This window comes from Campylobacter sp. P255, assembly GCF_003627915.1.
Lineage (GTDB): Bacteria > Campylobacterota > Campylobacteria > Campylobacterales > Campylobacteraceae > Campylobacter_D.
The window spans coordinates 110,885-127,110 of record NZ_NREN01000001.1 but is presented as its reverse complement, the minus strand read 5'-3'; the positions used below and the strand labels follow the sequence as shown (position 1 = coordinate 127,110).

At 31.1% G+C, this 16,226-nt stretch carries 14 protein-coding genes and 1 pseudogene; 8 read left to right on the top strand and 7 right to left on the bottom strand.

The window, feature by feature from the left end; genetic code table 11:
- Positions 1-5: 5 nt before the first annotated feature.
- From CKA54_RS00660 to CKA54_RS00630, 7 genes are all read right to left on the bottom strand, one after another.
- Positions 6-605, bottom strand: a complete 600-nt coding sequence (locus tag CKA54_RS00660) for a thioredoxin family protein (RefSeq protein WP_120759120.1) — start codon at positions 603-605, stop codon at positions 6-8.
- A gap of 57 nt (positions 606-662) precedes the next feature.
- A complete protein-coding gene (locus CKA54_RS00655) occupies positions 663-2,729 on the bottom strand; it encodes a rhodanese-like domain-containing protein (RefSeq protein WP_120759118.1) in 2,067 nt (688 codons plus the stop codon).
- A gap of 47 nt (positions 2,730-2,776) precedes the next feature.
- Positions 2,777-4,714, bottom strand: coding sequence for a multiheme c-type cytochrome (locus tag CKA54_RS00650; RefSeq protein WP_120759116.1), 1,938 nt, complete (start codon positions 4,712-4,714; stop codon positions 2,777-2,779).
- Between the two features lie 181 nt (positions 4,715-4,895).
- The gene (locus CKA54_RS00645; protein ID WP_120759114.1) at positions 4,896-5,531 is read right to left on the bottom strand and encodes a LexA family transcriptional regulator; all 636 of its coding nucleotides are present in this window, start codon (positions 5,529-5,531) and stop codon (positions 4,896-4,898) included.
- Between the two features lie 116 nt (positions 5,532-5,647).
- Positions 5,648-6,142, bottom strand: coding sequence for a ferritin (locus CKA54_RS00640; RefSeq protein ID WP_120759113.1), 495 nt, complete (start codon positions 6,140-6,142; stop codon positions 5,648-5,650).
- A gap of 67 nt (positions 6,143-6,209) precedes the next feature.
- On the bottom strand, positions 6,210-7,499 hold the full coding sequence (locus CKA54_RS00635; RefSeq protein WP_120759111.1) for a sensor histidine kinase KdpD: 1,290 nt from the start codon (positions 7,497-7,499) through the stop codon (positions 6,210-6,212).
- Positions 7,493-8,152, bottom strand: a complete 660-nt coding sequence (locus CKA54_RS00630; RefSeq protein WP_120759110.1) for a response regulator transcription factor — start codon at positions 8,150-8,152, stop codon at positions 7,493-7,495. Before CKA54_RS00630 ends, CKA54_RS00635 begins: the two co-directional genes overlap by 7 nt.
- A gap of 85 nt (positions 8,153-8,237) precedes the next feature.
- Here CKA54_RS00630 and CKA54_RS00625 point away from each other — a divergent pair, with 85 nt between their 5' ends.
- The 8 genes and pseudogenes from CKA54_RS00625 to pepE all read left to right on the top strand — a co-directional run bounded on the left by CKA54_RS00625 (position 8,238) and on the right by pepE (position 16,176).
- Entirely contained in the window at positions 8,238-9,233 is a 996-nt protein-coding gene (locus tag CKA54_RS00625) for a substrate-binding domain-containing protein (RefSeq protein ID WP_120759108.1), read from the top strand.
- A gap of 2 nt (positions 9,234-9,235) precedes the next feature.
- Positions 9,236-10,150, top strand: a complete 915-nt coding sequence (gene pstC / locus CKA54_RS00620; RefSeq protein WP_120759106.1) for a phosphate ABC transporter permease subunit PstC — start codon at positions 9,236-9,238, stop codon at positions 10,148-10,150.
- Complete coding sequence (gene pstA / locus CKA54_RS00615) at positions 10,147-11,235, top strand: phosphate ABC transporter permease PstA (RefSeq protein ID WP_120759104.1); 1,089 nt, start codon at positions 10,147-10,149, stop codon at positions 11,233-11,235. Before pstC ends, pstA begins: the two co-directional genes overlap by 4 nt.
- Positions 11,232-11,972, top strand: a complete 741-nt coding sequence (pstB, locus tag CKA54_RS00610; protein ID WP_120759102.1) for a phosphate ABC transporter ATP-binding protein PstB — start codon at positions 11,232-11,234, stop codon at positions 11,970-11,972. Before pstA ends, pstB begins: the two co-directional genes overlap by 4 nt.
- A gap of 60 nt (positions 11,973-12,032) precedes the next feature.
- Positions 12,033-13,254: pseudogene (locus CKA54_RS00605) on the top strand (DUF2920 family protein).
- A 72-nt stretch (positions 13,255-13,326) separates the two neighbouring features.
- Positions 13,327-14,643, top strand: coding sequence for an MATE family efflux transporter (locus tag CKA54_RS00600; protein WP_120759100.1), 1,317 nt, complete (start codon positions 13,327-13,329; stop codon positions 14,641-14,643).
- Positions 14,619-15,284 (top strand): M48 family metallopeptidase, encoded by a 666-nt coding sequence (locus CKA54_RS00595; RefSeq protein ID WP_120759098.1) that lies wholly within the window; start codon positions 14,619-14,621, stop codon positions 15,282-15,284. The genes CKA54_RS00600 and CKA54_RS00595 overlap by 25 nt, the downstream gene beginning before the upstream one ends.
- A gap of 64 nt (positions 15,285-15,348) precedes the next feature.
- Positions 15,349-16,176, top strand: coding sequence for a dipeptidase PepE (pepE, locus tag CKA54_RS00590; protein WP_120759097.1), 828 nt, complete (start codon positions 15,349-15,351; stop codon positions 16,174-16,176).
- The last annotated feature ends 50 nt before the right edge of the window (positions 16,177-16,226 follow it).

The window sequence follows — 16,226 nt, the reverse complement described above, 5'->3', positions numbered from 1 at the left end:
AACCTTTAAATATTGTTGTCTTTATAATAATGAATAAGCTTTTGCGCTATGCTTGCTTCATCTAATTTTTGATTTTCACTTTTATTTAAAAAATCCATAGTAGCGTATAATCTTTTTGCACTTATAAAACCAGGGTAATTAAGCAAGGTTTGGTAGTTTTGGTTTAAAATTACAACCGTTGGAGTTGCTACGATATTATAAATACTAGAAAGTTCAGCGGTGCTTAGATCGCTTTTGTGGTTTTTATAAAATGTATGAATTTTTTTATAACTTATGTTGATATAATAAGAACTATATTGATCTTGTATCATTTTTTGTAATTTTTTGTCATTTTCTATTTCTTCTTTTAGTTTATCACAGTATATGCAGTGATTAGCACTAAAGATGATTAAGATGTTTTTTTCATCGCTTTTGATATTGGTATTGTCTTTAAATAAATGCGCGATTTCTTCGTAAGATTTTTTATCTAGATCTTTTGCTTTTTGTGAATTTTCTTTGGAAAATTGCGTACCACTTGAGATTAAATTAGAATCAAGCTTTTCTTCCTTAGAGCATGCTATAAAAAAAACACAAGTTAGGCTAAGTAAGAGTATTGTTTTAAACATTTTTACATCCTTAAAGAAGTTGGAAAAAGTCCTTATTCGCTATTATAGCGAATAAGGTTATAAGATAGTGTTAAAGAAAGTATAAAGCATTAAAAACAAAAACACCAAGCCAGTAAATAACATCGCAAAACCGACAAATTTAGCCAACCATTGATATGCTTTAGAGGTGTTTTTGTTTTCATATAAAGTGCTTAATTTACCACTTTCTTTTAAGCGTTTATACCATACACTTCTTTCTTGCTTGATTTCTTCTTCGCTTATACTTCCTGAGAAAATCACCATATCCATAGGGAAGCGATCTGCTCTAAAATGTGTATTAAAGAAGTGAATTGCAAAAATAAATCCTGTAGCAAGCAATGCTTCATCAGAGTGAAGTAGGGTTGCTAGGTTGATCGCCTCACCTGGCAAAAATTTACCAAAGAAAGTAGGAAACCATAAAACAAGCCCTGAAATACCGATGATAAACATACCCCAAAATACTGCTAGATAGTCAAATTTCTCCCAATAAGTCCAGCGGTCAAATTGCGGTCTTGGACCAAAGCCAAAAAACCATTTAAAATGATCTTTCATATCTTTTAGATCTTGTAAATTTGGCATTAAAGAATCAGGACCAAAGGTTGCTTTTAAGACTTTTATAAAACTTATTTTTCCGGTTATTGGATCTCTTGCTACATCGCGACGCTTCCAATTGACAATGATGATTTCTCCAATATGTGAGAAAAACACCGCAAACATTACAATCGCGGATATATGGTGTATAGTAGCCGCATGAACGATATCTCCACCCATTAAATCGATCATAGGTTTAGCCCATGGTGAGTCATAAAATTTTTGTGGCAAACCTGAAAAAGCAAGTCCTAAAAAGCTAGCCGCCATAAAGAAATGTTGAATTCTATGTAAGGTGGTAAATCTTCTTACTTTTACCCTATCTTCATGAGCTGCTTTTCTTGCTTCTTTCCATTCTTTAGGGTATTTAATACGCATAGCAATTAAACGCAAACACCAAAGTACAGTATGAGCACCAAAGAAAACAAACACAGAGATAACTAAAATAGTCATAAAAATATAAGCACCATGTAAACCAGGATAGTTTTCTCCATCTCCATGATCAGCATGCGCCATCCAATTTGCAAAATTTTCATTTGAATTAGGGTGGCAAGATTGACAAGTTTGAACACGGTTAATAGGAGATAAAGTTGAACTTCTCTCTGTAGATTTTAAGATATTGTGCTTACCATGACAGTCAGAACATGTAGCAACACTTGGAGTTTCCCCTGGTGTGCTTAATACCATGCCTTTACCATGAAAAGTCATATGGAATGTTTTGGTTTTTTGTTTATGACATTGTGCGCATTTTTGATCCACTAATTGCTTTTGTGAATAAACACCTGAATGCTTTGGACTAACATGGATGGAATGGCAAGTCGCACAAGAAGGTTTTTCTTTTTTCTTTTCTGTGCTTTGATTTGGTAGAAATTCTTGCACCCCATGAGCGCTTTTTGCTAAAGCATTGCTTGCTTTTTCGTGGCAAGTAGCACATTTTTGGTTAATTAGATTTTTACTTGCTGCAATATCAGCTCTAATACCCTTGTCTTTTTGCGCGTGACAATCACGACAAGAAGGAGTGTTGCTAAATTTAAATCTTGAATGAATCGTATCTTTAAATTCAATAATCCCTTTAGCTTTTTCCCATTTTACAGTGTCGATTTTTTCGACTTTTCTACCTGATGTTACCCATGATTCAATACCATCAAGCATTACAACAGAGTTTTTATAGCCAAGTTCTATAGCAACAGCAGCAGCTTGAGAAGCTTCAAATCTAAAACGATTTAAACCATAAAATACTAAATTTGCATTTTTATCTTGTGGTAATAAATTTTGCCAATTTTCAACATAAGTTGATATAGAATTAGGTATATAACCATTAGTTTGTCTATCTTGCTCTGAATTGACATCAAAAAAATAAGTATTATTTTGATCTAGCATTGCTTGAGCTTGAGCTAAACTAATGCTTTTGACACCTTCTATTGTTCCTATTTCTCCATTTGCCTCAGCAAAAACAAATCCTGATGGCGTAAAAAGAGCAAAAAAAACAATAAAAAATCGTGTAATTAAATTTTTCAAGACTAGCTCCTTATTTACAAGGAAGAATGTTATATTCTTCCTTTATTTTATTTACCATTTAGGATATTTTGTGCTTCTTGGATATAAATCAACGCTTCTTCTATGATCTTTTTAGAATAAGCAGGTCCATGAACACCCCAAGATCCATCTTTTTCTAGTCTATCAGCTATGGCTTGAGCTTGATTAGTTAGGCTTAAGACTTTTGATTTTTGTTCTACTGAAAGTTTAGTTTTTTCAGCAAAAGTTTTATCAATGTTTGCTATGCCTTGTCTGATTTTTTCATAGCCTTCTTTAACAGGGTTTTGCCACTGCATAACTTTATCATAAATCATTTCTTGATTGCTAAAATGAAGTTTTTCAGGTAGAGTTGATTGTACTGGACTATGGCAACCACTTGCACCAGGTCCCATTAGATTGATATCGCTAAAGCTTGTTCTACCACAACTCCACATCAAATCAAGGAAAAATCTACCCTCATCATCTCTAGCTATAGTCCAACCACTTACTTTAGGAGATCTTTCTTTTCCTTCTGGTGGATTTAGTGTTTTTGCGGTTTTATCTACTTTGATATTCCAAATATGTGAAGCTCTTACATTATCAAAACCACCTTTGTCAGGGTTTTGAACCGCACCAAAGTTTTCACAACTCATCATGTTTGGCATATGGCAAGCTGTACAATTGTCTTTTGCGTGAATTCCACCTTTTTTGAAAAAGCTAGCTTGTGTTTCATGGCAGTCTTTGCAAGTTTTTTTAAGTTTTGTTTTAGTATATCCACTTTTCCAATCATTAAAGGTTACTTCATGTGGATCATGGCAAGTATTACATCTCATGCCTTTATCATAGTGTGCTGAAGAATACATCTGTGCACCTTCTGTTCCACATGCAGGACAGCTTGACTTAAAGTATGCATTAAATGGTTTTCTAGGATTGATTTTAGCATCAGTTTCATTGTAAGAAAATCTTTGATGACATCTTTCACAGTTTGATGGCATACCCGCACCTCTTGCACCATAAAGGTGAGCTCCAGCTCCATGGCATTCTTCACAAGTAATACCTTTTGAAATGGTGTGTTTTTGGAGTTCTTTTGGATTGCCTAAGGCTTTGTAAAATTCTTCTTTGCTTTTAAAGTCAAATTTGAATGTGTGACAAGTTTCACAATATGCAGTTGCAGGTTGAAATACTGCTTTTTCTTTATAAGTTGCAGCATAGGAATTTGTCCCCCAAACTTGAGAACCATTTCCACCAAAGTCTTCCATTTTGGTAGGGAAACCCGGGGCAAATGCTGCTATTTTTTGTGCCATTTCAGGTGTTAAAAACTCACTCCAAAGTCTTGAAAATTGATTACCACCAGCAGTTAATTTACCACTTAAATCACTCAAATTTCCATCTTCAACATGGTAAGTTCCACGCACAAGCCATCTATCTATAAAGCCGTATTTTGTTCTTGGAGTTCCAATGAGTGCATAAACATCATTAGGGTAAATTCCATCAGGTAAGATAGTAGCTTGAGAATTATACATAGGTTTTTTTAAACCATCAGCTCCGCCAACTTCTTCCATTTCGTGTGGAAAACGCACGGTTTTAGCATGGCGAGATCTTTCCCAAGAAGCATACTGTGCAGGGTGGCATTCACCACATTTTTTTGGGCCTACGAATTTATTTGGAAAATCCAAAAAAGACTCATAAGGCAAACGATACGTAATAGAAGCTTGTTTTAAATCATGTTCTTTTGCAAATTTAGCACCGTTTTGATTAACAACCCAATTTTCTGTTCTATCGCTATGGGTAAATTTACCTACTAAACGACCTTCTTTTTCATACTTGAAAATAGGGTGGTTTTTGTAAAGATAGTCAAAAAATGCATCTTCTTGAGCCACGTAACCATCAAGGGTTCTAGGCTCTGAAGAAGCAAAAGCTTGCGTACCCAAACCAATGCCCAAAGCTATACAAGCAAAGGTAGCGACTTTAGCTAGATTGTGTTTCATAACTTCCCTTTCATGTAGTTTTTGTTAAAAGATAAAAATGGTATTATTTATTATCCATTAACTTTAAAACATAATTTTGACTATTTTTTAATAAAAGTTAACTTAAAAAGCGTAATTTATTAACAAATTATTAATATAATTAATAATAATTATCAAATAGAAAGAGAAATGATAGTTTTTATTAAATTCTACTAATGGTACCAACCACCTTACCAACGATTAAAAAATCACCGTTTTGGTAATGTACATCTGCATAGCTTAGATTAAAAGAGTGTAGATAAACTCCTCCTTTATTACTTTTAAAAATTTGTTTGATAAATAAACCATCTCGGGTATTTACCGCAAAAACTCCACCTTCTTTAAAACTTTTGCTTTTATCTACTAAACACAAAGAATCATCTTTGATTTCAGGTTCCATGCTATCTCCTATACATGGAATGATATCACAATCTTTAGAGCCAAAAAAATCACTAAGCTTTTCATCTATAATTACTTCAGAAAAACTTACATTATCATTTAAAGCCCCACCTCCCATAGAGGCATTAACATCATAATATTTTAAAACATTATAGTTTAGATCAAGTGAAGGAGTATTGCTCTCAAGAGAGTCTTCATAAAAAAATGCATTGATATTGATATTTCTTTCATTGAGAAAATGAAGTATTTGTTTATAAGGTATGGAGTTTCTAAATTTCATACTATAGAAAGTATCGGGGTTGATATTTAGCATTTTAGCTACATCAGAATCTTTGGCGTTTTTTATGCCTTCTTTTTGGAGTATAAATTTTAGTTTATCGGTAATTTCATTCATTTGCATAAAAATCCTTTTAAATAAAAGGTATTTTAGCAAAATTTCTTTTATTTTACAAGATATCTTTTAAAACAAAAGATTTTAGCTTCCAGAATTTTAAAATAAAGGAAGCTAGATAAAAGTTAATGGTTGATCAAGCTTTTGATGTATTGATCTGCCATGTATAGGCCATTGCCATTGTCGCTTATGAGTTTGATTTTATCTACAATGCCTCTAAAAAGTGCTTCTTCTTCGTGCTGTTCGCTTACGTACCATTGCAAGAAGTTAAAAGTAGAATAATCTTTGCTTGAAAGCATAAAATCAACGAGATTATTGATAGAAGCAGTAATGCTTTGCTCATGCTCGAAAGTTTTTTCAAATACATCAAGCAATGATTTAAATTCACTATCAGGTTTTTTTACTTCTTTTAATTCTACTTTAGAATCAGTTTCGTTTAAATAAGTGATGAGTTTTCTAGCATGATCGCTTTCTTCTCTTGCATGCTCAAACAAAAACGCGCCCGCACCATCAAAGCTATGTTCATAGCACCATGAGCTCATACTTAAATACAAATTTGCTGCATACATTTCTTTGTTGATTTGCTCGTTTAATAAAGCCACTACTTCTTTTGAAAGCATTTTTTCTCCTTGTGTAAATTATTTCATTATATTAATCAGAACTAGATTAAAAATACATTAATAAAGATTATAGATCAATATTAAAAGAAAAAATGCTACCTTTTTGTGGGCTAGATTGAATTTTTAAAGAACTTTTGTGTAAAGAAAGTATCTTTTTAACTAAAAACAATCCTAGTCCAAAAGAGTTATTTTGTGTTGAACTTACTTTGTAGAATTTTTTTGTTATCAACTTAAGATGTTTTTCTTCTATGCCTATGCCTTGATCTATGATAGTAAAATTTTGATTTTTTATGATGATTAACACCTCTTTTTTGCTGTATTTTAAGGCATTGTCGATTAGATTAATGATGACTTGTTCTATGAGAAATCGATCTGCTTTGATAAAGCTTATTTGGCCTTGAATTTTTAATCTATCATCTTTGAAACTTTCTAGTAAATTTTTACTTAAAGCATATAGGTCAAATTTTTCCAAATTTAAAGAATCAAAATTAAGATTAAAAACAAAATTGAGTTTGTGTGTTAGTTGGTTAATTTTTACGCTTTGTTTGTGAATTTTTTCAAGTAAAAATAATTTCATATTTTTATCATTAGTTTCTTTTAAAGATTGCAAGCTCAAATCTATGACACTTATGGGGTTTTTAAGTTCGTGCGATATAGTGCTGATTACATTGCTTAGTTGGGTGTTTTTGATTTGAATTTTTTTAGCTTGTTTTTTGTTTTTTAATTCTTGTTTAATGAGTATTTTTTTGATTTTCAATAAGCGTAAATTTAAATTTTTTAATTCATAGAAAAAATTATAACTTGTGGTGAAACTAGAATTTGATTTGATGTTTTTAACAAACAATAATAATTCTTGAAAATAAACTTTAAAATACTTAAAAACAATTAAATAAAACACAGCAAGTACAAGTAAAAAGAAAGAAAAAATTATAATGTTTTTGATCCAAAAATTTTGCACCAAAGAGTGTATTTTAGGATAAACGATGATGATATATTGGTAATTTTTATAAGTATAAGCTTTAAAATAAATTTCTTTTTGCTTGTAAAAATTATGAGTAAAATCAGCTTTGAAGTGATTTAAAAAATAAGAATAATCTTTTAATGATGAAAAAATAGTATCATCTTGCTTGATGATAAAATCTGCTCTAGTTTCTAGGGCAAATTGGTTTATATTGTTAGAATTTAATGTATCTAATAACTGAAATTGTAAAACATCATTGAGTGTTTTTAGCTTTTGCTCATAGGTATTTTTTACTGTAGTGTTAATGTAGCTTTCATTAAAAAAATAAAATAATACAAAAAAAGCGATACAAAAAGATCCAAGTATAAAAAAGAAAAATGTTTTTATTTTTAGCACAATTTATAACCTACCGAACGCACTGAAATGATATTTTTTTTAATCTGTGGAATTTTTTGTTTTAATCTTAAAATAGCTGTATTGATCGTTTTATCACTTGTTGTGTCATTTTTCCACACTTGCTCGCTTAAAAACTGACGGCTTAGAAGTTGATTTTTGTGATTAAAAAAACACTTGAGTAATTCCACATCTAGGGTTGATAAATTTTCAAATATATTTGTTTTATAGGTTAGTTTTCTGTCTTCTATATATAAGGTAAAATCTTGATAAGAAATTTGTTCTTTTGGAGTTTTATTTCTTTTAGTTACGGCTTTGATTCTAAATAAAAGTTCATTAAAATCAAAAGGTTTGCATATATAATCATCACAACCTTGTTCAAAACCCTCTAAAATGTCTTTTTGTAAAGTCTTTGCGCTAAGAAAAATTACAGGCTCTATATAGCCTTTTTTTCTTAATTGTTTGATCATTTCTACACTATCGCCACTTGGCAGGTTTCTATCCATGATGATCAAGTCTATTTCATTGGTATCTAAAAAGGTCTCTAAGTCAAAAAAATCAAAATAACTATAAATTCTCATACTTTCTTGACTAAGTCTTAGTGTGATTAATTCGTTTAAGTCTTTATCATCTTCTATCAAAATAATATTTAACATATAAAAATTATATCAAAAAATACATGTATCCAAAATGTTTCCAAGTTTTTTTAAATTTGCATTACTTTTTAACTAAGGAGAAAAAATGAAAAAACTTTTAGCTTTAAGTATGGCTTGTTTTGTTAGCTTAAATGCAGCAGAATTAAAAATAGCAGGTTCATCTACTGTGTATCCTTTTACTTCTTTTGTTGCTGAAGAATATGCTGTTATAAAAAATACAAAAACACCTATAGTTGAAAGTATTGGCACGGGTGGCGGTTTTAAAGTGTTTTGCGAAGGAATTATTGATATTTCTAATGCTTCAAGAGCTATTAAACTGAGTGAATTTGAAACTTGTAAAAAATCAGGTGTAAGCGATATAGTCGGCGTTATGATAGGTTATGATGGCATAGTTTTAGCGCAAAATAAAATCAACACTCCATTAAATATAAGCTTACATGAGTTATTTTTAGCTTTGGCTAAAGAAATTCCACAAGATGGGAAATTAATCCCAAATCCTTATACAAATTGGCAACAAATCAATAAAAACCTACCAAATAGAAAAATTACAATCTATGGTCCTCCATCAAGTTCAGGAACAAGAGATAGTATAGAAGAACTTGTAATGGTAGATATTTCTAAAAAAATTCCTGAATATAAAGGTGCATATAAAACTATACGCCAAGATGGAGTTTTTATACCAAGTGGAGAAAATGATAATTTAATTATTTCAAAACTTTCTGTTGATAAAGAAGCTTTTGGGCTTTTTGGATACGGATTTTTAGCTAGTAATGATGATAAGGTTAATGCTGTATATATTGACAATGTAAAGGCTGATGAAAAAAATATTTCTAAAGGAAAGTATAAGTTAGCGCGTTCTTTATTTATATATATAAACGCTAAGAAAAATCCCGAAGTATTTGAATTTGCAAAAATTTATATGAGTGATGATCTAGCTAAAAGTGGAGCGGAATTAGAAAAAATAGGATTGGTTCCTTTGGATGAAGAAACTTTAAAAGCAACCCAAAAGCATATAAAAGAAAAAACTTTATTAACTGATGAGCTTGTTAAAGCTGGAAGAGTTTTTTGGTTTAGGATGTAAAATTGATAAAAGAAAAAATAATAAAACTAACGCTTTTTCTTTGTGCTTTTGTTAGCGTGATCGTGAGTTTTGCTATTATGCTAACAATTTTAATCGAAGCATTGAAGTTTTTTCAAAAAGAAAGCGTGTTGACTTTTTTATTTTCAAGTCAGTGGGCAGCAGATGCTGCATTTGTAGGTGCTGATGGAAGTAGTAAGCACGGAGTTTTTGGTGCTTTGAGTTTGTTTTGGGGAACTTTTTATATTTCTTTTATAGCGATGTTAACAGCCTTGCCTTTGGGTGTAATGTGCGCGATATATCTTGGAGTATTTGCAGGTAAAAAATCTAAAAATTACTTCAAGCCTATTTTAGAAACCATAGCAGGAATTCCTACAGTTGTCTTTGGGTTTTTCGCAGCTATAGTGGTGGCACCTTTTATAGTATGGTTTTTTTCTTTTTTGGGTATTAAAGCAAGTTTTCAAAGTGCTTTGGGAGCTGGTTTTATCATGGGTGTTATGATAATTCCTATAGTAGCTTCGCTCTCGCAAGATTGCATTGAAGCAGTAAGTTTAAAAAGGATCAATGGTGCATATGCTTTAGGTATGACCAAAAAAGAAGTTATCTTTGCGGTGATTTTACCAGAAGCAATGCCGGGTATAGTCGCAGCTTGTCTTTTGGGGCTTTCAAGAGCTTTAGGAGAAACGATGATAGTTGTTATGGCGGCTTCATTGCGTCCAAATTTAACAATGAATTTTTTAGAAGATATGACAACAGTAACCGTCAAAATAGTAGAAGCATTAAGCGGTGATCAAGCTTTTGATAGTTCTTTAGCTTTAAGTGCATTTTCTTTAGGGCTTGTGCTTTTTATCATTACTTTAATCATTAATATTTTTAGCGTTTATTTGATAAATCGCTTTCATAAAAGGAAAAATTTATGAGAAAACTTTTTAAGCAAAGAAAAAAAGCTTCGAAAAATTTTAAAAGATTTTGCAAGATGGGATTTTATATCAATCTTATCTTTCTTTTTGTTTTTTTATCAAGTGTAGGATATCTAGGTACATGGGCTTTTAAGCAAACTTATATTTATGTAGAAGCTGATAGAAATAATCCTTCTTATGAGCTTTTATCGCGCGCTGAACAAAGAAAAATAAGAACAGGTCAAGTTAAAGAAAAATCTTGGCTTTTGGCAAATTCAGAAGTAGATCAGTATATGAAAAAAAATTATAATAAATTAAATGATAAGCAAAAAAATCTAGTTGATGAATTAGTTCAAAAGCAAGAAATTAAGCTAAGCTTTAATACAAATTTCTTTTTTAATGGAGATTCTAAGTCACCTGAAAATTCAGGAATTTTTGCTTCTGTGGTTGGAACCTTACTTGTGATGGTAGTATGCATGGTAGTTAGCGTGCCAATTGGAGTTGGAGCAGCTATTTACCTAGAAGAATTTGCTCCACAAAATGCATTTACCCATTTTATCGAGGTGTGTATAAATAATTTGGCTAGCATTCCTAGTATTTTATTTGGACTTTTAGGACTTGGAGTGTTTATCAATCTTTTTGGGATACCTCGCTCAAGTGCTTTGGCTGGAGGACTTACTTTGGCGATCATGAGTTTGCCTATTATTATAGTATCTACCAAAGCGGCTTTAAAAAGCGTAGATATTAATATAAAAAACGCTGCATATGCTTTAGGTATGACTAAAGTTCAAATGATTAGAGGTATTATGTTACCTTTAGCAATGCCTATGATTTTAACAGGTTCTATTTTAACTCTAGCAGGGGCTATTGGTGAAACCGCACCTTTGATGATTATAGGTATGATAGCTTTTATACCTGATGTGGCAAATAGTATTTTTGCACCAACAAGTGTTTTGCCTGCTCAAATTTTTTCATGGTCGGCTATGCCAGAGCGTGCATTTTTAGAAAGAACAGCAGCGGGAATTATCGTGCTTTTACTTTTATTGGTAATATTAAACTTAGCTGCAATACTTTTAAGAAGATATTTTCAAGGAAAATTAAAATGATAGCAAAAACAACAAATCTTAATTTATTTTATGGTAAAAAACAAGCTTTATTTGATATTAATATGGAAATTAAAAAAAATAAAATCACAGCTTTAATAGGTGCTTCAGGTTGTGGAAAATCCACATTTTTGCGTTGTTTTAATAGGATGAATGACAAAATAGCTAAAACCGATGGTCTTGTAGAGATCGAAGGAAAAGATGTTAAAAACCAAGACTTGGTTATGCTTAGAAAAAAAGTTGGCATGGTATTTCAACAACCTAATGTTTTTGTAAAAAGCATTTATGATAATATTTCTTATGCTCCAAAACTCCATGGAATGATTAAAAATAAAGATGAAGAAGATGCTTTAGTAGAAGAATGTCTTAAAAAAGTGGGTCTTTTTGAAGAAGTAAAGGATAAATTAAAACAAAACGCTCTAGCGCTTTCAGGCGGCCAACAACAACGCCTTTGTATTGCAAGAGCTTTGGCTATAAAGCCAAAATTATTGCTTTTAGATGAACCAACTTCCGCACTTGATCCTATATCTTCAAGTGTAATAGAAGAACTTATTAAAGAATTAAGTCATAATCTTTCTATGATTATGGTAACACACAACATGCAACAAGGTAAACGTGTGGCTGATTATACTGCATTTTTTCATTTAGGGGAGCTGATAGAATTTGGAGAGAGTAAGGAATTTTTTGAAAATCCTAAAGAAGAAAAAACAAAAGCTTATTTAAGTGGATCTTTTGGGTGATTTTTGTTTGTTTGGAAAATTTTGATGATATAATTAATCAAATTTTCCAAAAGGCTTGATATGCTTAAAAATGAAACTTATTTCATAGATTCTTGTGATGATGTAGAGTTAAATATAAAAAGAGAAAGTAAGTTAGAATACAGAATCACTTATGATGATAGTAAAGAAATGAAAGCGATGGTTTTTATCATAGGTGGTTATGGAGCTAATGCAAATATACATTTTTTAGAAAGTTACCGAAAATTTATTGCTAAAAAATTTGATGTAGTAGCTGTAAATGTTTTTTATCATTGTTTTTGCCAAAGAAGATCTGATGTGGAGAAGTATAGCGCTGAAATGACTTTTTTGCTAGATGATATAAGGAAATTTGAAAAAGCCTTTGAGGAATTTAAAGTTGATTTTGAAATATTGAATAATACAGCTAGTATAGAAAAATATTACCATATTCTTGATCAAAAAATGACTGTACTAAAAGACAAAGGTTTATTGGATAGGGATTATAAAGTTGATTTATCTGTAACTTTTGTTCCGCCAAATAATGAGTATCAAAATTTTGCCATTATGCCTGCCATTGATCATATCAATGCTTTAAAAGATATCGTGAAAAATTATCCTCAATTTAAATCTTTACCAAAAATTTATGGAGGGGGCTCATATGGTGGCTTAGTAGCGCTAATGTGTGCGAAAATAGCTCCTTGGTATGTAGATGGAGTGATAGATAATTCAGGGGCTGCTTTACCGCCTTTGAGGTATATTGTAGGAAGAGATTTAAATCAAGGAGATGCAGTTTTAAATGAAGATGAACTTAATAGTAAGGTTTATTGTTATGTAGAAACCTACTGGACACGTAAAGATCCAAGCTCACCTTATTACTTTGCTGATGAAAACTACCTAATAAGAGCTTTGTTGAACAAGGATCATTTGATTTTGCAAGCACAAAAAAACAAAAACATCATCTATACAAGTTATCATAGTGCAAAAGATGAACTTAACCCCATCTGATCATAAAAATTCAATGATGGAAATTTTAAAAGCATTGGGTTATGAGGTGGATTTTCATTTGATTGATGAGGAAAATATAGATGGTAAATTTGTAAAAAATTTAACTCATGGTTGTGGAATTCCTGATAAGGCTTTATTTAATAAAGAATTGCCTATTTTGCTTGAAAAATTAAAAGACAAGACATTTAGTATGAAAGAAGATAGCATATCTTATCCTTGTAAAAATAAAGTCTTTACTTTTAAAGATAAAGGTGATAAATTTATTTTAGAGATATTATAAAGCTTACAAAAAGTAATTTTTAAGTAAAATTACTTTTTATACTTTCAAAATTTACTATCATAAAGAGTATTCATGGCAAGCAAACAACTTTCGCTTAAGCATCTTAGTATGCCTATACTACTTGAAATGTTTTTAAGATATTTTTCTTTGATTATCAATACTGTGATGGTTTCGCAGTATTCTAACTTTTTAGTTGGAGCTATGGGTGCGGGTAATCAGGTGGCTGATTTGTTTATCATTATTTTTAGCTTTTTAAGTGTAGGTTGTAGTGTGGTAATCGCTCAAGCTTTAGGAGCTAAAGACTATACTCTAGCTAGAAAGGCCATTCATCAAAGTTTATTTTTAAACGCACTGATTGGACTAGTGTGTGGAAGTTTGATTTTATGGTATGGAGAGTTTTTGCTTCATCTTTTACAAATTCCAAATGAACTTTTAAAAGATAGTGAAATTTACTTGCATATGCTTGGAATTTGCTTGTTTTTTGATGCTATGGGTATAGTATTAGCTGCTATTGTAAGAGTATACAATATGGCTTATTGGGTTATGTTTACTACTTTGTTAATGAATGTTGTGATATTCATAGGAAATTTTTACGTGTTGCATTTTACTAAGTTAGAGCTTTTTGGAGTAGGGCTTAGCAATATAACAGGGCGTGCGATATCTTTTTGTATGCTTGTGGGTATACTTAGCTTTAAGCTTAAAATTCATTTAAAATTTAAAGAAATGATAAGTCTTGAAAAAATGGTTTTAAAAAAGATACTCAACATCGGTGGGTTTGCAGCAGGGGAGCATTTGATATGGTTTATCCAATACACCATTGCTTTTGCCTTTGTGGCAAGTTTGGGCAAAGAAAGCTTAAGTGTCCAAACGATTTATTTTCAAATTTCTTTACTCATTATGCTAGTAGGGCAAGCTATAAGCGTAGCTAATGAAATCATCATAGGTAAACTAGTGGGTGCAAGGTATTTAAATGTAGCTTATAAGCATACTTGGATAGCGCTTTATTTTAGTGTGATTGCAAGTGCTTTTGTGGCTTTGTTAAATTATGTTTTGCAAGACTTTACCATGGGTGTGGTGAAACTTGAAGAAAATTTAAAAGAACTAATGATACCACTTTTTACTCTTTCGATTTTTTTAGAAATTTCAAGAACTTTCAATATAGTCATGGTAAATTCACTAAGAGCTACAGGAGATGCTAGATTTCCGTTTTTAAGTGGAGTGGTATTTATGCTTGGGGTGTCTTTGCCGGTAGGTTATGTGCTTTGTTTTTATGCAGGACTTGGAATGCTAGGAATTTGGATAGGATTTTGCGCAGATGAGTTTTTACGTGGTATTGTAAACTCTTATAGATGGAAAAGTAAAAAATGGCAAAACAAAGCATTAGTATAAAAGGAATTTTAGAATTTAAAGAATTTCGTTTTACATATGAAAAGAAAAAGCTAAAATACCTTAGGCTTCGAGTAGATAGAAACTTAAATTTTAAACTTAGCATACCACTATACTATGAACAAAGAGATATTTTGTACTTTTTAGAAAAAAATGAAGCTTGGATAAGAGCTAAGGAAAAAGAATTAGCTTTAAAAAGAGTGGTTTTGTCCGAAGATGAAGTGTATTTTTTGGGAAAGAAATTTCATTTGGTTTGGGGTGAAAAATACAAAAAAGTACGAATTCAAAAAGATAAAATATACGCAAAAGACCAAAAACACTTGCAAGCTTTTATAAGACAAAGTGCAAGGATTGTTTTTGAATTTTTTATCCACAAGTGGCAATTTGCTTTTGATAGAAAAGTGCAAAGAATTTGCATTAAAGAAATGGTCTCAAGATGGGGTTCATGCAATCATCAAAAAGCAAATATAAACTTAAATTTAAAACTCATGCAAAAACCCATAAAAGTAATAGAATATGTCATTGTTCATGAGTTAACTCACTTGATCTACCCACATCACCAAAAAGAATTTTACAACTTTTTGTATCGTTTGATGCCAGATTATAAAGAAAGGGAAGTGTTTTTAAAAACTCTTATTTTTTAATTGTATTTTAAAAATATATTGATTAAAATAAATAGTTTTTAAATATATTTTTAAAGGAAAGACAATGAAAAGAAGAAGTTTGTTAAAAATAGGCGCTCTTGGTTTAGCTACTATGCTCTTTAGTGCGGTAGCATTAAACGCAAAGTCAAACGAAATGATTAATTTTTCAAAAGACAAACAAAAGGCTTTATTGCTTTCAAGTTCAGGTTATAAAAATACAGGATATTTAAATCATGCCTTGCCTTGGCTTAAAGAATTTGTTGAAAGAAATAACTTAAAAGGTAAAAAAGTAGCCTTCATTCCTTATGCAGGTGTACGAAAAACTTACGATCAATATGAAGCACAAGTTTCTAAAGCCTTAGAAAGCTTGGGACTTCAAATAATTAGCGTGCATAGAGGTAATGCTGCTGAGATTGTTAAGAATGCTGATGCAATATTTGTAGGTGGTGGAAATACTTTTGAATTAGTTAATCAACTCTATAATAACAACCTGGTAGAACTCATTGCAAAAAGAGTAAGTGAGGGTGTGCCTTATGTGGGTTGGTCAGCAGGTTCAAATGTAGCAGGTGCGACTATGAAAACAACCAATGATATGCCTATTGTTGAGCCAAAGTCTTTTAATACTTTTAATATCTTCCCACATCAAATTAACCCACATTTTATCTCCGGTAAGCCAGCAGGACATAATGGCGAAAGTCGTGAAGAAAGATTAGAAGAGTTTTTGATCGTAAATCCTAGTGTAAGTATCTATGCTCTACCTGAAGGAGTTGCCTTGCTACTTGATGGTAAAAAAGCAAAAGTATTAGGTATGGATAAAAATGCACCGCTTTTGAAATTTGAAAACAAAAAAGCAATTCAAAAAATCGCCATTGATTCTGAATTTAATTACTAAAAATAAAGCTATCTAGAATTAGATAGCTTTTTAAGCTTTCCTTAGAATTA